Source organism: Vibrio aphrogenes, from assembly GCF_002157735.2.
Taxonomy (GTDB): domain Bacteria; phylum Pseudomonadota; class Gammaproteobacteria; order Enterobacterales; family Vibrionaceae; genus Vibrio; species Vibrio aphrogenes.
Genome location: NZ_AP018690.1, coordinates 781,810 through 799,869, shown reverse-complemented (window position 1 = coordinate 799,869; position 18,060 = coordinate 781,810). Strand labels below are relative to the sequence as shown.

The following is an 18,060-nucleotide window of genomic DNA, read 5'->3' as shown; positions in this document are numbered from 1 at the left end:
TTTTATCAAAGTAGCCGCGGACAGTGTGAGCTCGCCGCTACTTATTATTCTATGAGGCCAGTTGAGTCTTTAGCCGTATAAATTTTTATTGGGTTTTATAATTAGTAGTTGGCTTTATTGAAGCGACTACCTAAAAACTTGGTCAACATGTTAATGACCAGAACGAGCACGATAAGCACAGTAGCGGTTCCGTAAGCTTGGTTCCATTCTTCAACACTGAAGAGTTCTGTGGTCAATTTGTATAAATGTACGGTCAAGGTACGGCCTGAATCTAATAATGACTCAGGAATACGAGCGACCATGCCCGCGGTTAAGAAAACAGGAGCAGATTCCCCAATAACACGGCCGATACTTAAGATGACCGAGGTTAAAATTCCTGGCATCGCACTAGGTAAGATTAATCGCCAGATAGTGTAAATCTTAGATGCACCTAAGCCGTATGAGCCTTCACGGTAAGTTTGCGATACGGCCATTAAGGACTCTTCTGTTGTACGAATTATTACTGGCAGAATTAAGATACTTAATGTGAGCGCCCCCGATAAAATCGAGAATCCAAACCCTAGTACCGCAACAAAGAAAGTCATACCAAACAGACCAAAGATGATCGATGGAATACCCGCTAATGATTCCGTACAAAAGCGGATCACTTTTACTAATTGACTGCCTGGTTTCGCGTACTCAGTTAAGTAAATTGCGGTCATGATACCCAGTGGTGCTGCAACCGCAATCGATGCAATCACCATGTAGATGGTGGCAATGATCATTGGGAAAATCCCGTGTTGATCGCCAGTGCGAGTATAGTCGTCGCTAATGAAGTTCCAATCTACATGTTGCAAGCCATTCGATAGGATGTACCAGATGATCCAAAATAGGAAGCCAACGGTTAATCCTGCCGAGATCCAAATCAAAACATTAAGGATTTTATCTTTGTTTTGGCGTTGTTTTTTTAGTTTTGCTAAATCCATAGTTTTTTCTACGTTCATGTGACTTACCTTGCTTTCTGACGGTTAAGGTACAGAAGAGCGCCATTTAAAATCATGATAAAGGCTAATAGCACGACGCCGGTGGCATAAAGTGCGTTTGCATGAATGCCACTTGCATAAGACATTTCAATCGCAATGTTGGCTGTTAACGTACGGGCTGAATCTAAAATACCTTGTGGCATAGCCGGTGCGTTACCCATGACCATGATGATGGCCATCGTTTCACCTAATGCACGAGCGATACCTAAGATAACGCCTGTCATAATTCCTGAACGAGCAGCAGGAACGAGAATTTTAAAAATGGTATACGTTTTTGAAGCGCCTAGTGCCAATGACCCTTCTTTATAAGCATGGGGTACCGCACGAATGGACGTTTCTGATACCGTAATAACGGTCGGTAAAATCATCACGCCAAGAACAATAATCCCAGCCAAAATAGTGTTACCTGCAGGGACATTAAAGATCTCTTGAATAAGAGGCACAATAATGACTAACCCGAAGAAACCGTAAACAACCGAAGGAATGCCAGCCAACAGCTCCACCGCAGGGCGGATAATGTTAGCAATACGTTTAGGGGCAATCTCTGCAATGAAAATTGCGGTAAGTAACCCTACTGGCACACCAATAACAACGGCTCCTAGTGTAGAAACAACAGAAGCAATGATCATGGTGTAAACGCCATACAGCGCTGGTGGTAGCCAGTTATCACCCAAAACAATGCCGGAAATGCCCACTGCTTGGAAGGCAGGGATACTTTCTGCAATGATGAAATAGGCAATCAAGGCAAGAGAAACAATACCAATAACGGCGCTACTTAAAAATAAGGCATGGAAGATTTTCTCTTTCCAATCAATACCTTTCTTTTGACGTAAGTTACCGTTAGGTTGAGAAGCTTGTACTTCTGAACTGGCGACAGTATTCATAGGCGTGTCACTATTTATATTTTTGTCACTATAAGTGGCGATGGTCATATTCAAAACTCACATTCCGATGGTTAAGATCAACCGTTCGAGATGGAAAAGAAGCTCAGCTCTTACAAGCTGAGCAATTTATTAAAAAACTTACTTAGTGGATATCGATGTAACCGTTAGCAATTACTAATTTTTGTGCATCTTTTGTTAGCATCCAATCTAGGAATTTTTGCGCTGTTGGTGTTGGGCGACCTTCGTGATAAAGAACCAAGAATGGGCGAGCCACTTTGTAAGTTCCATTTTTCACGTTAGCAATACTCGCTTCTACACCATCAACTGAAAGAGGGTGCACACTTTCATCGACCGTTCCTAAAGAAATGTAGCCAATTGCGTATGGGTTACTTGCTACCATGGTTTTTAGGCCACCGTTACCATTGGCAACTTGAGCACGTTGCGAAATCGCAGACACTTCAATGCCATTGATTTTCATTTTTAAATCCATGATGTCTTCAAATGCACCACGTGTACCAGAAGCGGTATCGCGAGTGATGGCAACGATAGGTTTATCTTCACCACCCACTTGCTTCCAGTTATTAATCTCACCTTTATAAATTTGAGTCACTTGTTCCGCGGTTAACCCTTTGATGTGGTTATTTGGGTTGACGACAACGGCAATCCCGTCACGGGCAACCACTTCTTCTTTAAGGGTTGCTTCTTTTTCTTCCGCTTTCAGTGCTCGTGACGACATACCTAAATCTGCAGAGTTGTTTTTTGCAGCTTTAATGCCGGCAGAAGAACCAGGACCTTGAACTTCGATGAAAACATCTGGGTTCGATTTCATGTAGGTTTCAGCAAAGACTTCCATTAACGGAGTAACACTACTTGAACCTACCGCAGAGATAGTTTCTTTTGCTGATACTGGGTTTACTGTTAGTGCGCCTAAAATAGCCAGAGCACTGATCACTGTCTTTTTCATACCTTTTTTCCTTTATGGCTTCATGCCGTTAAGTCATTGAGTTGACGAAAGCCACTTTAGGGTTGAATTATGACAGTTGTGTTACAGTAATTTGAAACATAGATGACACAGGCGGATCAAAACGATCGCCTGTGCAAAGATAGGAGATTGGAAAGGACTATTTAATGTAGGAGAAATTACATTAACCGAATTCACCACCGATGTACTCAGCCGTCATCGTTTCTTTTGGTTGATTGAAGATTTGTTGTGTTTCTCCAAATTCAATGAGTTTTCCTAAGTGCATGAAAGCCGTAAAATCTGAAATACGCTTCGCTTGTTGCATGTTGTGCGTGACGATAACGATAGTGAATGACTTACGTAGTTTAGTAATAAGTTTTTCAATACCTTGTGTTGCGATGGGGTCTAAAGCCGAGGTGGGTTCATCCATCAAGATGACTTCTGGTTTTAAAGCAATCGTACGTGCAATACATAAACGCTGCTGTTGGCCGCCAGATAAGCCCATGGCGTCTGCATGCAATTTATCTTTTACTTCTTTCCATAAGCGGGCTTGTTCTAGTGCATCTTGTACACGTTGGTCCATCTCCGCTTTAGGCACTTTCTCATTTAAACGAATACCAAAAGCAATATTCTCATAAATGCTCATTGGGAATGGTGTCGGTTTTTGGAAAATCATTCCTACTTTGTTGCGTAATCCGTAGATATCTACCGAGTTAGATAGGATGTTTTCATTATCAAGTTTGATCGTACCTTCAGCATATTGCTCGTCGTATAAGTTATAAATACGGTTCATGGTGCGTAATAAGGTAGATTTACCACAGCCAGACGCACCAATAATTGCGGTGACATGGTTGTGATAGACCGGTAAGGTAATGTCAAATAATGCTTGCTTTCCTTTTCCATAAAAGAAATTTAAGCCTTGGATATCCATACATGTTTCGCGAGAGGTAACCACTTTCTTTTGGACCATATCTGTTTTCATAATAACCACGTTGTTGCTCATCATTGGAGAGACAGTTGCGTTCATAAAGGGTGTCCTATTTGCTTAATACTTTTGTCTTTTTCGCTAACAATGCTGGTAGCATGCGAGAAGTAATGTTTAGACATAAAATTGCCACAGTAATAATGAGAGCGCCCGTCCAGGCTAAATCATTCCAACTGTCATAAGGGCTCATCGCTAAGCGGTAAATAGTCACCGGTAAGTTTGCCATAGGGGCATTCATATCAAAGGACATGAATGTATTATTCAATGAGGTGAATAGCAGGGGAGCTGTTTCACCTGAAATACGTGCAAATGACAATAAAATTCCAGTTAAAATACCTGCGCCAACGCTACGATAACTCAAGGATAATGTGACTCGCCATTTTGGTAATCCTAGGCCTGAACCTGCTTCACGAATGCTTTTAGGTACCAGTTTTAACATTTCTTCTGTTGTTGAAATGATCATAGGTAGTGCAATAATCGCAAGTGCAATTGAACCGGCCCAGCCAGAGAATCCACCTAAAGGTTTCACGCAGATTTCATAGATAAATAGGCCAATTAAGATGGATGGCGAGCTCATGAGCATGCCGTTCAAAAATCGAATGGTGTCAGCTAGTTTTGAATCTTTTCCATATTCAGAAAGCCAGGTTCCGGCAAGTAATCCGATTGGCACAGCAATGGCTATCCCAACAAGGCTGATCATTAAGCTGCCGACAATGGCATTTGCAAGGCCACCTTCACCGCCAGGGCTCGGCATTGATTCGGTAAAAGTGCGCCAATGCAAGCCATGCAGACCTTTGGTTAATAGGCTAAATAAGATCACAGCAAGAATGACTAAGCCAAGTCCAGTTGCGGTATAACAGATCGCTCTAAACGATTTACTTTTTATGGTGCGCCATTGAGAACGAGTCATTATTTGGCTCCTTTTCTAAGCTGAACACGGGCATAACCCATAACAATAAAAGTGATGAGGAATAGCACTAAGCCTAGTTCTAACAATGAGGCTAAATGCATTGGGTTGGTGGCTTCATTAAATTGCTCGGCAATGGTTGCTGAAATCGACGTTGCTGGCATAAATAAAGAAGTATTAATATCTTGTGAGCCACCTACAACAAAGGTGATGGCCATGGTTTCACCGAGTGCACGACCCAGGGCTAAGATGAAGGCACCTAAAATTGAGCTTTTAATCGATGGTAATAATACTTTGAGAATGACTTCGTATGAGTGTGCTCCGATGCCATAAGATGATTCGCGTAGTACATTTGGTACTGTGCCTAAGGCATCTTTTATCAATGACGTTAAGATAGGTAAAATCATGATGGCTAAAATAATACCGGAGGTCAGTAAGCCTAAGCCAATTGGCGGTCCATCAAAGAGCGCTCCAATGACAGGGATGGGAGCAATATGGTCAAGTAACCACATTTGAACGTTTTCTGAAAACCACGGCGCAAAGACAAACAAACCCCACATACCATAAATAATGCTTGGAACGGCCGCTAATAGCTCGATAGCAAGACTGATCGGTTTTGATAACCACTTGGGCATTAACTCAGACAGAGAAATTGCTATGGCAATACCAATTGGAGTAGCAAGCAATACGGCGATAACCGCAGAAACGATTGTCCCATAAAGTGCGTTCGCAGCACCAAAGAGAGATTGAACAGGGTCCCAATCAGTACTGGTTATGAATCCTAAACCAAACTTGGAGATAGCCGGCAAAGCACCGCCAACTAATGAGGCGAACAAGGCTATCATGATCAATGTAATCAAAAGGGCGCTAGTGAAGCTGGCTTTTTGAAATAAACGATCTGCACTTTGATGAGAAAGTCTATTTGAAGAGGGCTTAATAACCGATGATGAAACGCTCAAGGTGCTATCCTGTGTAATGTTGAATCATATTTCTCTTTGCATTAGTACAACGGGGTAATGCAAAAAGTATCACGCAAAGCAAGGTGCTCGATGACGAGCACCTTAATGAGTGGAGAAAGATATTATTGGTTGTAAACACTTGAGCCATCAGCGGCTTTAATGTCTTTAGACCACATAGTTTCTACCATCTTCACAACATTGCTCGGCATTGGTACATAACCTAGCTTAGTTGCGATATCACCGTGTTCGTAACCCCATTTGAAGAATTTCAATACTTCTTTTGCAGTTTCTGGTGAGGCTTGCTCTTTATGCATTAAGATAAAGGTCGCAGCAGTCATTGGCCAAGATTGTGCACCTGGTTGGTCGTTAAGCATTAATTTAAATCCTGGCGCATTGGCCCAATCAGCATTTGCTGCAGCGGCTTGGAATGCAGCTAGTTCAGGTTTAACAAAGTGACCATCTTTATTTTTCATTTGTGTATAGACTAAGCTGTTTTGCTCAGCGTAAGCGAATTCAACATAACCGATAGCGCCAGGAGTGCGTTTGACTAAGTTAGCCACGCCAGCATTCCCTTTACCACCTAGGTTAGTCGCTGCTTTAGGCCATGCGACTTCTTTGCCCATACCAACTTGATCTGCCCATGTTTTGCTAGCACGTTGCAGGTAGTCAGTGTAGTTATAAGTAGTACCAGAACCGTCAGAGCGGTGTACAGCAACAATCATTTGGTGAGGAAGTGTTAACTCTGAGTTTAATGCTTTTAGTTCAGCGTCATCCCAGTATTTTACTTTACCTAAGTAGATGTCCGCTAAAGCTTCACCAGACAGCTTCAACTCACCTGCGCTAATACCTTTAACATTAATCACAGGAACGATAGAACCCATAACTGCTGGGAACTGAACTAAACCATTTTTATCCAAATCTTCTTTACTAAGTGGCGCATCCGATGCACCGAAATCCACTGTTTTAGCTTCAATTTGTTTGATGCCGCCACCAGAACCAATCGCTTGATAGTTCAGTTGTACACCAGTTTCTTTGTTATAGACTTTTGCCCAATCAGCATATACTGGATACGGGAAGGTCGCGCCTGCACCGTTAATGGTTGTTGCCGCCATCGTAGACGCAGATGCCATGGCCAGTGAAGCTAAAAGAAGAGTGTATTTCTTCATTTTTCCATCCTAAAATTGTAATAAAGTGTATTTGCAGGACATAAATTAATCGTTTTAGATGTCAGTTATGTGACAATGACCTTTCATTTGTGAAAAGATTGATTTCATCTGGTTTTTATTTGTTAAGTATTTGTTTTTGATGTGTTTTAAAGTTCAGTGTTTTGCTTTTATCTTGAACAATCATGAATGGTATTGAGGGCATAGTAGAGTTTATGACAGTTTGACATTATTTATTTGTAACAATTTATACCTTGTTCTCAGGTTAACGTCGCAGCACATCGTAATCGTGAAAAGTTTAGTTCAAGGGGCTGATAAGTGAACGGAAGTGATGTGTCGTTGATAAAAAACAGGGTAGGAGAAGGACCATTACCCTGTTTGGTTTCTGTGTGTTGGGGACTGACAAGCTATTTGAGAGTTAGATCAATGATGTGACAATAAGCGGGTGAAAGATAGCCTACCAATAATTTTCAAAGCTAAATTGGCCCGCTTCACGGCGTAGGTGTTTTTTATAGCCCAATTGTTGCAAGACATCCCGAGTATCGCGGATCATATTTGGGTTGCCACATAAATATAAAAAGCTATGTTGTTGGCTTAATGGCAAGTGAGCGGCTTTTTCTAAGGTTCCTGCTTGAATATGCTGTGGGATCCGGCCATTTAGCGCGCCAGAGACAACTTCGCGCGAGACAATAGGCACGTAGCGTAATTTTCCTTGATAAGCCTTCATTAAGGCTATGATGGCGTCTTTGTAGACCAATTCTTCTTGAGTTCGCACCGCATGAACCAGCACTAAATGCTCAAAGCGTTGGCAGGCTTCTATATCTTCTAACAACGCCAAAAAGGGGCCAATGCCCGTTCCGGTTGATAACATCCATAAATCTTGCGTTGCTTGTGGCACTTCATTAATGGTCATAAAGCCTGCCGGTAGCGTACCCACAATGACTTCATCTCCAACGTGTTTATGTCCGAGTAAAGGGGTGAGTTTGCCATCAGGAATTTCAATGACCAAAAATTCTAATTCTAGATTATCACCATTAAGACAAGGTTTATTGACCATAGAATAGGCACGTCGAACCCATTCATTTTGCTCATTTAAGGCTCCTAACTTACTGAATTGACCTGCAACATAAGCTGGAGTGGGAAAGGCTGAACTAGGAGCTTGGACTCGTAATGAAAACAGATGTTCGGCCCAATCTATTCGTTTAATGATCGTACCTGCGACAAATCCGAGTGGTATTTCTTGCATAGAGGTCTCCCTATCTGGTGTGGAACAGGATGGGTGAGATTGGCATAAAATCCATCACCTTAGAATACACTTTCAGTATAGATTGGCAATGAAATGCTCTGCCACTGTTGCGCTAAGTTTCAGTTCCTCTTCAGTCAATCTTCAGTTTCCGTTTATAAAATCACGCCATTATTGTCCATGAAATAGATTGTCCGTGGAATAGATCGCCGGCGGGATAGGTTTTATAAAAGGGTTGAGTAATGAGGAATAAATTATGTGGTCATCAGTGAGTCGTTATTGGAACGGAGATTTGCTTTATCGTCCGAGTGCGAAAGTAACGACCATTATCATGCTGTTGGCATTTTATTATGGGTTTATTTTAAACTTCCCCATCATTCATCAAATTTTCATCTTAAGCCAGAATGTCCCTGATGTGTGGTTTCCATATACTGGTCCATTGGTATTGTTTTTTGCATTTTGTGTGATTTTTTCTTTATTGGCGTGGCCTTATTTGCTAAAGCCCTTTTTTATCCTCTTGACCTTAACCTCGGCGATAGCGTTGTATGGTGAACAAGAGTTTCATATTTTATTTGATCGTTCGATGATTGAAAATGTGATGGAAACCAATGCCTCTGAAATTGCTTTTTATATCAATGTTCGCTCGGTATTGTTTTTGCTTGGCTTTGGGGTTATTCCATCACTCTTCTTATTATGGGTGAAAGTGGAATATCGTGCTTCTTGGTGTCGAGAAGTTGTCGCTAGAATCATTCTGATGTTAGTGGCGCTCTTAGGGATCACGTTGATTACCATCACGACCTATAAAGATTACGCATCGGTAGGGCGTAACAACAAATATCTGAATAAAATGATCATACCGGCGCATGTGTATGACAGCTATCAATACATCAAACGTAATTATTTGACGCAGCCTTTGCCTTATCAATCATTGGGATACGATGCTAAGTTAGCTGCGACACGCAATGGTAAACCGACGCTGGTGGTGATGGTGTTAGGTGAAACGGCTCGCGCTATGAATTTTTCTGATAATGGCTATAAGCATGATACTCAACCTTATACCAAAGGAATGGGAGTGATCTCGTTTCACAATGTCGCTTCTTGTGGCACTTATACTGCGTTATCGGTGCCTTGTATGTTCTCAAATATGCAGCGCACCAATTACAGTAAAGCGAAAGCCAATTCACGAGACAATGCGGTTGATATTATTGCGAAAGCAGGCGTTGAAACCTTATGGATTGATAATGATGGTGGCGATAAAGGGGTAGCTCACGCGACTAAGTTGATTGCCATTGATCCCAAAAGCGATTCGCATTTATGTAATGGCAATACTTGTTTTGATGAAGTGATGCTAAAGCCTGCGCAGCAGTTTATCGAACAAGATAAAAACAATAAGCTAGTGGTGCTACACTCGATGGGTAGCCATGGTCCAACTTACTTTCAACGCTTTCCGGCTGAACGAGCAAAATTCGCACCTTGGTGTAATCGCAAAGATATCGAACAATGTACGGATCAGGAAATTACCAATGTATATGACAACACACTGGTATATACTGACTACTTTTTGGCAAAAGTGATCAAGCAGTTACAGCATTATTCTCAAGATTATAATGTGGCAATGATGTATGTTTCTGATCACGGTGAGTCATTGGGTGAAAATGGTTTATATTTACATGGAACCCCATACGCGATTGCGCCAAAGGAGCAAACCACCGTTCCTTGGTTACTATGGATGCCAACAGCCTATGCGCAACAAAAACACTTTAATGTGTCTTGTTTACAGCAACAAGCGCAGCAACCTGGCCATTCACAAGATAACTTTTATCATAGTTTGATTGGCTTGTTTGGCGTCACTACCCAAGATAAAAATCCTGAATTAGATATTTTTGCTAAGTGTAAAATTTAAATAGAGTTATAGATAAAAATGAATGAGAAAGTCGTAGTTAAACGTACCGGCCTAATGCGAATAATTTTCACCTTAAAGCATAGTTTTAATGGGTTAAAATGGATGGTTAAACATGAAGCAGCGTTCCAGCAAGAACTCATGCTATTCATTCCACTAACGGTCTTGGCGTTTTATCTGGATATTTCACCAATGCACACCATGGCGCTCATTTTGTCTATGATGTTTGTTTTGTTTGCTGAGATGGTGAATACCGCCATTGAAGCAGTTGTGGATCGAGTGGGTTTGGAATACCACACCTTATCCGGGGTGGCGAAAAATATTGGTTCAACTTTAGTGACACTTAGCATGATCATGGCAGCCATGGTTTGGGGTGTGATTGTGTATCCACTATTTTAACTCTGGTGCTTATTAAGATACGTTAGCTTCGATCAACACCATCTTAGAGAGATTAAGGAAAATAGTCGCAGATGAAATTATTGATCATTGAAGATTCCGAAGCACTACGTCGGAGCCTAGTGGTAGGTTTAAATAATCTTGGGTTTACTCTTGATGAAGCAGGGGATGGCTCGGTTGGCTTGAGTATGGCGTTGAGTCATCATTATGATTTGATTATCTTGGATTTAATGTTACCTAATGTCGATGGCATGAGCATTTTGCGCACACTGCGTCAGCAAGGGATTCAAAGCCGGGTATTGATTTTGTCGGCGAAAACCTTACCACAAGATAAAATTGATGGTCTGATGCAGGGGGCGGATGACTATCTTACCAAGCCCTTTTCATTTGAAGAATTACATGCACGTATTTTAGCGATTATGCGTCGTGGCGCCTTGCATCAACAAGGTAACCGACAAACCATTGGCGGTTTTTGTCTTGATTTGGAGACCATGAGTTTTCGCTATCAAGAACAAGAGATTGAACTGACGCGTAATGAATTTAAAATCATCGAGTGTCTTTTCTCGGCCAAAGGGCGAGTGGTAAATGTTGAAATGATCAGCGAGGCCGTGGTTGGAACCTTCGATTATTTATCTAAAAATACCATTGAGTCACATTTATCCTCTGTGCGTAAAAAAGCCAAGGCCGTCGGTGGAGTATTACCAGTCAAAAATAAGCGGGGTTTTGGTTATTTTGTTGAAGAGGTGAAGTAATGGCGCTCAAAGCACGAACCACTTCGATTAAACGCAATTTAGTCAATTCTATTTCGGTGGTTTTCGCCATCATTATTTTCGCCATTTATTTATTTATCGATCTCAGTTTGGATAGCTGGGTGGATAATCAATTTGATAAATCTCTGCTAAATAAAGCCAACTATATGAAATCTTTAGTTAAGGTTTCAAATGATCGCTTGAGTTTTGATGATGCGATGTTGTCTGAAATACAAGATAACGACGATCGTCACTATTATCAATTATGGTTTAAAGATCATAGTTTTAAACGTTCCGCCTCGTTATCTCCTTACCCTGATACCAATCTATTAAACGTCTCATTACCGTTAAATACGTATCAATTTGTGGATGTGATTTTACCAAATGGGGAAGAAGGCCGAGCTTTTCTTTCCTATTTTTTACCAGAATCTGAGCAACTGTCGAGCACGCATGAGCATCCCGCATATCTGGCTTTATATCAGTCAACTCATTCGTTAGAGCGGATGTTGGTCTTATTAGATATGTTGTTAGTAGTGACCTTTTTTCTTTCAATTTTAGTCATGCGTTATATCGCGATACGTATTGTCGATAAGGGGTTGCAACCATTATTGGTGATGAATGACAGTATCAAACATATCGATATTGCTCAAAATACCACGGCTGAAATTCCTGAGCCGGAGCAGAAGGTTGAAGAAATCGAACCAATACGTAAAGAGCTCAACGCCTTTATTAAAGCCAATCAGTTATTTTTGCAAAATGAACAACGGCTTACTGGAGATATTGCACACGAACTGAAAACGCCGATTGCCGAAATCATGAGTTTGAGTGAGGTGTATATCCGTTACCCAAACGATGAGCGAATTGGTCAAACCTATAAGCAAGATATGCTGAAAATTGCGCAAAGAATGAAGACGATTGTCGATAATTTGTTGCTGTTGCAGCGAACGTCTTCATCGATGCTGGTCATTGAGCACAACGTCATCGATTTGCCGCAATTGGTTGAGGAGGTTATTGACGATCTCTCCTTTAAATTTGCAAAAGCGCAGGCTCGAATTCTAATTGAAATGGATGTTACTCAGGTTATTGGCGATGCTTTCTCCTTACAAACGATACTGACTAATTTACTGGATAATGCGCTTTTTTATAGCCCGAGTGATTCTATGGTACGGGTGTCTGTTGAGCTGCAATCAACCGGTTTAGTTGTTGCGGTTGCCAATCAGGTAGCGGTTGCGTTAACCGACAAGGATATGACGCATTTATTGGAGCCACTGTATCAAGCCGATCAATCTCGAACATCCAATGACCGTTATGGCTTAGGCTTATCGATTGTTAATAATCTTTGTCGTTTGAATCATTATCAACTAGACGTGAATTATGAGGTTGAAAGCCGACAGATTTGCTTTTCAATTCAGCCTTTGAAGGTGCTAGAAACGGCTTAGAAATTGGGTTGATGGTTAAGCTAAGTGATGAGATAAGATCAAGTGATAGAGATAAGATCAAGTAACAGAGATAAAATAGACTGATTGAGATTAATAGAGGAAAGAAAAAAGCAGAAGTTGTTCAGTTTTTCTTTGTTGGTTATTGATGAATAATCGAAGGGTACTTAAAAAAGGTTAAGTACCCTACCTTTGATTGCGATATCGCAAAAGCCTAGCAAGATTGATGTTGCTAGGCTTTTTTCTTATTAACCTCAACTGCCGATCAGTTCTTTGGACGAATAAACGGCATGTGGCGATTGACGTCTTTATATAATAAATAACGGAATGGGCCTGGGCCGCCTGCGTAGCAAGATTGTGGGCAGAAAGCGCGTAACCACATGAAATCGCCGGCTTCCACTTCAACCCATTGTTGGTTCAAGTGATACACCGCTTTGCCTTCAAGGACATACAAACCGTGCTCCATTACATGAGTTTCATCAAATGGGATCACGCCACCCGGTTGGAACGTCACAATATTGACGTGCATGTCATGACGCATATCGGTGGAATCCACAAAACGAGTGGTTGCCCAAGCATCATCGGTGTCCGGCATTGGGATTGGCTCAATATCATTTTCATTGGTGACAAACGCTTCTGGTACTTCTAAACCTTCAACGTATTGGTAGGCTTTACGTACCCAATGAAACTTCACCGCTTGTTCACCGTTGTTATGCACGGTCCAATGACATTCTGGTGGGAGATAAGCATAACCCCCTTCGGTTAAATGATAAGGCTTACCTTCAATGGTGAGATCCATTTCGCCTGCTACGACAAATAGAACGCCTTGCGCCGCCGGGTCGAGCTCTGGTCGGTCCGAGCCACCTTGGGGTTCAATTTCAACGATATATTGTGAAAACGTTTCAGAAAAACCACTTAATGGGCGGGCAATTACCCACATGCGCATGCCTTGCCAAAAAGGAAGAAAGCTAGTAACGATGTCGCTGTAGACGCCTTTAGGAATAATGGCGTAAGCGTCAGTGAGTACTGCACGATCTGACAATAATTGCGTCTGCGGAGGAAGGCCGCCTTGTGGCGAATAATAAGTGTGTTTATGCGTCATTCTTGTGATCCTTCATACAAGAGTTGGAGTAGGAATACATCAGTGTCTTGTCCATTTGATGACTATGATTATGCACCTCACAATTAGAATTGAAAAATTAAATAATTTAATTACTACTAGTGGAAAAGCCACTAATATCAGAAGTCTTCATCCATAGAGCATCAAGGACGATCGCAGCATGAATAGCACCTTAGATCCGGTATTGTTACGTTCTTTAGTCGCGGTGATAGATTCGGGCAGTTTTACCCGCGCGGCTGAAAGTACCCACCTGACTCAATCTACTATTAGTCAACAAATTCGCAAATTAGAAGGGCAGCTTGGCTGCGACTTATTGGTGCGTAAAAAGCGTTATGCGACACCGACATTAGAAGGTGAGCGGATTGTGGCGTATGCACGGCGAATTTTGGCGATGATGGAAGATGCGATTGCTGAAACCGTCAGTAGTGCGGAACAAAGACCGATAAAACTCGGAGTGCCAGAAGATTTTGCTACTCAAGAATTGATGCCGACATTATCGCGCTTTGCCCAAGCTTTTCCGGAAGTTCGCTTAGAAGTGAAAAGTGGAATGTGCAGCGAGATCTGGCAGCAATTTAATCAAGGTGAGTTGGAATTAGCGCTAGTCAAACATCGCCCAGAGCAAGCCATGGGGATCGCAAGTTGGTCTGAACCATTAAGTTGGATTGATGGTAAGTCGGTGGATAATTTATCTAAACAAACAATCCCTTTAGTGGGCTTGCCGAGTACGGGCTTATACCGCAGTGAAATGGCACATACTTTTGATTCGCTAGGGAAGCATTGGCGAATGTCCTACATTACTTCCAGTTTAATGGGGGTGGGGTGCGCTGTTGAAGCGGGCTTGGGGATCTCTTTATTACCTTCTCGATTAGTCACGCCTTTACATCAAGTCTTAACCGAACAAGACGGCCTACCGGCGATTGCTCCACTAGAGCTGATTTTGCATGCCCAGCCACAGCTTAGCCAGCAAGGTAAGTTATTAGCTGAAGAGTTAATTGCCACTTGTGACCAAATTTATGCCATGTAACGGAGATATCACCTTTCCCTGATTTAGTGCAAGGTTGCAGCGCTCTCAGTCTCTATTCGAGTGAGATCACTATTTTAGTGAGAAGGTTAACTTTTGCGCACTATGATTGAGCAAGCTCAGGCTCGCAGAGTGCACCAAGATAGTTAATCTATTTTAAATCAATTGCTTATTTATTTGGCACGCTCTTTGCTCATTGAGTTTATTGACCTAATCAATGAGATATTTATCAAGGAGCGATATGTATGCAAAGCAATAGAAAAACCCTCAAAACTCGTTTGAAATGGCTTGCCACTAGTGCGGCCATTTCTGCCTGTGCTTTTAGTGTTCAGGCGGCCGATACCATTAAAGTGGGTGTTTTACACTCGCTCTCTGGCACCATGGCAATCAGCGAAACCACGTTAAAAGACACCGTTTTAATGTTGATTGAAGAACAAAATAAGAAAGGCGGTGTATTAGGTAAACAGCTTGAGCCTGTAGTGGTTGATCCTGCGTCTAACTGGCCGATGTATGCGGAAAAAGCGCGTGAGTTGATTGAAAAAGATAAAGTGGCGGTGACATTTGGCGGTTGGACATCGGCATCGCGCAAAGCCATGTTGCCTGTGTTTGAGCAAGACAATAGCATCTTGTTTTACCCCGTCCAATATGAAGGCCAAGAGTCTTCGAAAAACATTTTCTACACGGGTGCTGCGCCAAACCAACAAGCGATCCCAGCGGTGGATTATCTTATCAATGAACTTGGCGTGAAACGTTTTGTGCTTGCGGGTACCGATTATGTTTACCCGCGCACTACCAACAAAATTTTAGCGGCATACTTAAAAAGCAAAGGTGTGGCAGAGTCTGACGTAATGGTGAATTACACTCCATTTGGTCATTCTGATTGGCAGTCGATTGTCTCTAACATCAAAAAGTTCGGTTCAGAAGGTAAGAAAACCGCGGTGGTTTCAACCATCAACGGTGATGCTAACGTGCCTTTCTATAAAGAGTTAGCCGCGCAAGGGGTGTCATCGGAAGACATTCCAGTAATTGCATTCTCTGTAGGTGAAGAAGAGCTTTCTGGTATGGACACATCGGCTTTAGTCGGTCATTTAGCGGCGTGGAACTACTTTATGAGTGTGGATTCAGCAGCAAACGAGACGTTTATCGATACATGGCATAAGTACATTAAAGATGACAAGCGCGTGACTAACGACCCTATGGAAGCGACGTATATCGGCTTTAACTTATGGGTAAAAGCGGTTGAAAAAGCTGGCACGACCGATACCGATAAAGTCAGCGAAGCCATCATTGGTTTATCGACGCCAAACCTCACTGGTGGTACCGCCACCATGCTAGCTAACCATCACATTACTAAACCAGTCGTGATTGGTGAGATCCAAGATAATGGTCAATTTGATGTGGTGTGGGAGACGGAAAAAGAAGTAAAAGGCGATGCTTGGTCTGATTTCTTACCGAGCTCGGCTAACCTGATCTCTGATTGGACTAAGCCGGTTATGTGTGGCAGTTACAACACCGAGACGAAGACATGTTTAGGTGAGGTAAAAGAGTAACTTAGTTCAAGTGCTCACCTTATGGATCTCAACGGTCGGTAAGGTGGGCGATTTGAAAGGATTCAGATTCAATTTCTGCCATGGATGAGAGAATGATTATAAAACCAGTAAAAAGCTTTTTATTGATGAGCATGATGATGTGTTTGGTTGGCTGGGCTTCGTTGTCGGTAGCGGCTGATATTCAATCATTATCGGACGTAAAAAGCGCGTTGCTGTCAAAAAAAAGCAGCGATAAGAAAGGTGCGATTGAGTGGTTATCTCAATCTTCTGATACCGAACAAGCCAAAAATATTTTAACGCCTTGGTTGGAAGGCGATCTTTATTATCGAAAATCTGATGAGGCCTTATTTGTTATCTCCTCATTGAAATCAGGTCAAACGGCGACGGCCTTATTTGATGCTCAAAATGTGACCATAGATAACCCCCGTGATTTTTCTAAAGTTCGCACCAACAACTCTCTACGTTCTGAGATTCGTGATGTGATTGCACGAATGGATATCAGTGGGTTGCAAGCCTCCACTCGTTTGCAAGCGGTGAACAGCTTATTAGGGTCACCCCATCCTCAAACCATTGAAAAAATGCGCGTTCAACTTGCTAATGAGAGTGATGCTGATGTCCGTGATGCCATTTTATTGGCCTTAGCGATGAATCAAGTGCAAACCAGCGATGATGCGCAAGCCAAAATGGCCGCTATTGAGGTGATTGGCCAATCGAAACAATCAGAAGTGTACGGGATTTTAAGTCAAATAATTCAGAGTGATGCGCAAGATGAAGTCAAACAAGCGGCTCAATTGGCGTTAAATCATTATCAACAAAAACAACAGTTTTACGGCGGGGTCGAAACCGTCTTCTTTGGGTTGAGTCTAGGCTCGGTATTGGTATTAGCGGGGATTGGCCTTGCGATTACCTTTGGCGTGATGGGCGTGATCAACATGGCGCACGGCGAGCTGATCATGATCGGAGCCTACACCACTTACGTAATGCAACAAATCATGCCGAACAATATAGGGCTGGCTTTGGTGCTGTCGATTCCAGCTGCCTTTGTGGTATCAGGACTGGTGGGCATTGTGATTGAGCGCAGCGTCATCCGCCGCTTGTATGGTCGCCCATTGGAAACCTTATTAGCCACATTTGGTATCAGCCTTATTCTTCAACAAGCGGTACGTAGTATTTTTTCTCCTTTAAACCGCTCAGTCAGTACCCCTGATTGGATGGCGGGTGCACTGAATATCAACCCAATGTTGTCTCTCACATACAATCGCCTCTACATCATTCTTTTCTGCTTTATGGTGTTCTTGGCACTGGTCGCCATCTTGAAGAAAACGCCGCTTGGCCTACAAGTTCGCGCGGTATCGCAAAACCGAGCAATGGCACGAGCGATGGGCGTGCGTTCTGAACGTGTTGATGCCATGACTTTTGGTTTAGGTTCAGGCATTGCTGGAGTGGCAGGGGTGGCGTTATCACAGCTGACCAATGTGGGCCCGAACATGGGGCAAAATTACATCATTGATTCTTTCATGGTGGTGGTGTTTGGCGGTGTGGGCAACTTGTGGGGCACTTTAGTGGCAGGGTTAAGTTTAGGGTTATTCAATAAGATTTTGGAACCTTGGGCGGGCGCAGTACTGGCGAAAATTCTGGTGTTAGTGTTCATCATTCTATTCATTCAAAAGCGTCCCAAGGGGTTATTTCCTCAACGTGGCCGCGCGGCGGAATAAGGAGGCGGTATGACAGTGATGACTTCTCAATCTATTCATGGAACAGCAC

16 protein-coding genes are annotated in these 18,060 nt (G+C 42.5%); 7 read left to right on the top strand and 9 right to left on the bottom strand.

Features of this window, described 5'->3' with window-relative positions; translation table 11 throughout:
* Positions 1 to 101: 101 nt before the first annotated feature.
* The 8 genes from pstA (VCA1004_RS14770) to VCA1004_RS14735 all read right to left on the bottom strand — a co-directional run bounded on the left by pstA (VCA1004_RS14770) (position 102) and on the right by VCA1004_RS14735 (position 8,127).
* Positions 102 to 965, bottom strand: coding sequence for a phosphate ABC transporter permease PstA (gene pstA, locus VCA1004_RS14770; protein WP_086981408.1), 864 nt, complete (start codon positions 963 to 965; stop codon positions 102 to 104).
* Positions 966 to 988: 23 nt separating this feature from the next.
* Positions 989 to 1,954: a phosphate ABC transporter permease subunit PstC gene (gene pstC / locus VCA1004_RS14765; RefSeq protein ID WP_086981191.1), complete on the bottom strand. Its 966-nt coding sequence runs from the start codon at positions 1,952 to 1,954 to the stop codon at positions 989 to 991.
* Positions 1,955 to 2,048: 94 nt separating this feature from the next.
* Complete coding sequence (locus tag VCA1004_RS14760; protein WP_086981190.1) at positions 2,049 to 2,870, bottom strand: phosphate ABC transporter substrate-binding protein; 822 nt, start codon at positions 2,868 to 2,870, stop codon at positions 2,049 to 2,051.
* A 181-nt stretch (positions 2,871 to 3,051) separates the two neighbouring features.
* Positions 3,052 to 3,849 carry a phosphate ABC transporter ATP-binding protein PstB gene (gene pstB, locus VCA1004_RS14755; protein ID WP_408646928.1) on the bottom strand — a complete coding sequence of 266 codons (798 nt, stop codon included), beginning with the start codon at positions 3,847 to 3,849 and terminating at the stop codon, positions 3,052 to 3,054.
* A 55-nt stretch (positions 3,850 to 3,904) separates the two neighbouring features.
* A complete protein-coding gene (pstA, locus tag VCA1004_RS14750) occupies positions 3,905 to 4,762 on the bottom strand; it encodes a phosphate ABC transporter permease PstA (RefSeq protein ID WP_086981188.1) in 858 nt (285 codons plus the stop codon).
* Positions 4,762 to 5,718, bottom strand: coding sequence for a phosphate ABC transporter permease subunit PstC (pstC, locus tag VCA1004_RS14745; RefSeq protein ID WP_232012664.1), 957 nt, complete (start codon positions 5,716 to 5,718; stop codon positions 4,762 to 4,764). Before pstC (VCA1004_RS14745) ends, pstA (VCA1004_RS14750) begins: the two co-directional genes overlap by 1 nt.
* Positions 5,719 to 5,840: 122 nt before the next feature.
* A complete protein-coding gene (pstS, locus tag VCA1004_RS14740; protein ID WP_086981187.1) occupies positions 5,841 to 6,884 on the bottom strand; it encodes a phosphate ABC transporter substrate-binding protein PstS in 1,044 nt (347 codons plus the stop codon).
* 454 nt (positions 6,885 to 7,338) lie between these two features.
* Positions 7,339 to 8,127: a ferredoxin--NADP reductase gene (locus VCA1004_RS14735; RefSeq protein WP_086981186.1), complete on the bottom strand. Its 789-nt coding sequence runs from the start codon at positions 8,125 to 8,127 to the stop codon at positions 7,339 to 7,341.
* A gap of 253 nt (positions 8,128 to 8,380) precedes the next feature.
* Here VCA1004_RS14735 and VCA1004_RS14730 point away from each other — a divergent pair, with 253 nt between their 5' ends.
* The 4 genes from VCA1004_RS14730 to VCA1004_RS14715 all read left to right on the top strand — a co-directional run bounded on the left by VCA1004_RS14730 (position 8,381) and on the right by VCA1004_RS14715 (position 12,608).
* Positions 8,381 to 10,027, top strand: a complete 1,647-nt coding sequence (locus tag VCA1004_RS14730) for a phosphoethanolamine transferase (protein ID WP_086981185.1) — start codon at positions 8,381 to 8,383, stop codon at positions 10,025 to 10,027.
* Between the two features lie 18 nt (positions 10,028 to 10,045).
* Positions 10,046 to 10,423, top strand: coding sequence for a diacylglycerol kinase (locus VCA1004_RS14725; RefSeq protein ID WP_086981184.1), 378 nt, complete (start codon positions 10,046 to 10,048; stop codon positions 10,421 to 10,423).
* 71 nt (positions 10,424 to 10,494) lie between these two features.
* Positions 10,495 to 11,172, top strand: a complete 678-nt coding sequence (locus VCA1004_RS14720) for a response regulator transcription factor (RefSeq protein WP_086981183.1) — start codon at positions 10,495 to 10,497, stop codon at positions 11,170 to 11,172.
* Positions 11,172 to 12,608: a sensor histidine kinase gene (locus tag VCA1004_RS14715; protein WP_086981182.1), complete on the top strand. Its 1,437-nt coding sequence runs from the start codon at positions 11,172 to 11,174 to the stop codon at positions 12,606 to 12,608. The genes VCA1004_RS14720 and VCA1004_RS14715 overlap by 1 nt, the downstream gene beginning before the upstream one ends.
* A gap of 262 nt (positions 12,609 to 12,870) precedes the next feature.
* On the opposite strand, the gene VCA1004_RS14710 is transcribed toward VCA1004_RS14715, so the two are convergent.
* A complete protein-coding gene (locus VCA1004_RS14710; RefSeq protein WP_086981181.1) occupies positions 12,871 to 13,707 on the bottom strand; it encodes a bifunctional allantoicase/(S)-ureidoglycine aminohydrolase in 837 nt (278 codons plus the stop codon).
* A gap of 178 nt (positions 13,708 to 13,885) precedes the next feature.
* Between VCA1004_RS14710 and VCA1004_RS14705 the strand changes: the two genes are divergently transcribed.
* The 3 genes from VCA1004_RS14705 (at position 13,886) to urtB (ending at position 18,011) form a co-directional block, all read left to right on the top strand.
* Entirely contained in the window at positions 13,886 to 14,749 is an 864-nt protein-coding gene (locus tag VCA1004_RS14705) for a LysR family transcriptional regulator (protein ID WP_086981180.1), read from the top strand.
* Between the two features lie 242 nt (positions 14,750 to 14,991).
* Entirely contained in the window at positions 14,992 to 16,296 is a 1,305-nt protein-coding gene (gene urtA, locus VCA1004_RS14700; RefSeq protein ID WP_179949589.1) for an urea ABC transporter substrate-binding protein, read from the top strand.
* Positions 16,297 to 16,388: 92 nt separating this feature from the next.
* Positions 16,389 to 18,011, top strand: a complete 1,623-nt coding sequence (gene urtB / locus VCA1004_RS14695; protein ID WP_408646913.1) for an urea ABC transporter permease subunit UrtB — start codon at positions 16,389 to 16,391, stop codon at positions 18,009 to 18,011.
* Positions 18,012 to 18,060: the final 49 nt, after the last annotated feature.

Bases quoted from the DNA above. Each gene is read 5' to 3' on its own strand.
- pstA (WP_086981408.1), bottom strand. From the start codon at position 965: ATGGATTTAGCAAAACTAAAAAAACAACGCCAAAACAAAGATAAAATC.
- pstC (WP_086981191.1), bottom strand. From the start codon at position 1,954: ATGACCATCGCCACTTATAGTGACAAAAATATAAATAGTGACACGCCT.
- VCA1004_RS14760 (WP_086981190.1), bottom strand. From the start codon at position 2,870: ATGAAAAAGACAGTGATCAGTGCTCTGGCTATTTTAGGCGCACTAACA.
- pstB (WP_408646928.1), bottom strand. From the start codon at position 3,849: ATGAAAACAGATATGGTCCAAAAGAAAGTGGTTACCTCTCGCGAAACA.
- pstA (WP_086981188.1), bottom strand. From the start codon at position 4,762: ATGACTCGTTCTCAATGGCGCACCATAAAAAGTAAATCGTTTAGAGCG.
- pstS (WP_086981187.1), bottom strand. From the start codon at position 6,884: ATGAAGAAATACACTCTTCTTTTAGCTTCACTGGCCATGGCATCTGCG.
- VCA1004_RS14735 (WP_086981186.1), bottom strand. From the start codon at position 8,127: ATGCAAGAAATACCACTCGGATTTGTCGCAGGTACGATCATTAAACGA.
- VCA1004_RS14730 (WP_086981185.1), top strand. From the start codon at position 8,381: ATGTGGTCATCAGTGAGTCGTTATTGGAACGGAGATTTGCTTTATCGT.
- VCA1004_RS14725 (WP_086981184.1), top strand. From the start codon at position 10,046: ATGAATGAGAAAGTCGTAGTTAAACGTACCGGCCTAATGCGAATAATT.
- VCA1004_RS14720 (WP_086981183.1), top strand. From the start codon at position 10,495: ATGAAATTATTGATCATTGAAGATTCCGAAGCACTACGTCGGAGCCTA.
- VCA1004_RS14715 (WP_086981182.1), top strand. From the start codon at position 11,172: ATGGCGCTCAAAGCACGAACCACTTCGATTAAACGCAATTTAGTCAAT.
- VCA1004_RS14710 (WP_086981181.1), bottom strand. From the start codon at position 13,707: ATGACGCATAAACACACTTATTATTCGCCACAAGGCGGCCTTCCTCCG.
- VCA1004_RS14705 (WP_086981180.1), top strand. From the start codon at position 13,886: ATGAATAGCACCTTAGATCCGGTATTGTTACGTTCTTTAGTCGCGGTG.
- urtA (WP_179949589.1), top strand. From the start codon at position 14,992: ATGCAAAGCAATAGAAAAACCCTCAAAACTCGTTTGAAATGGCTTGCC.
- urtB (WP_408646913.1), top strand. From the start codon at position 16,389: ATGATTATAAAACCAGTAAAAAGCTTTTTATTGATGAGCATGATGATG.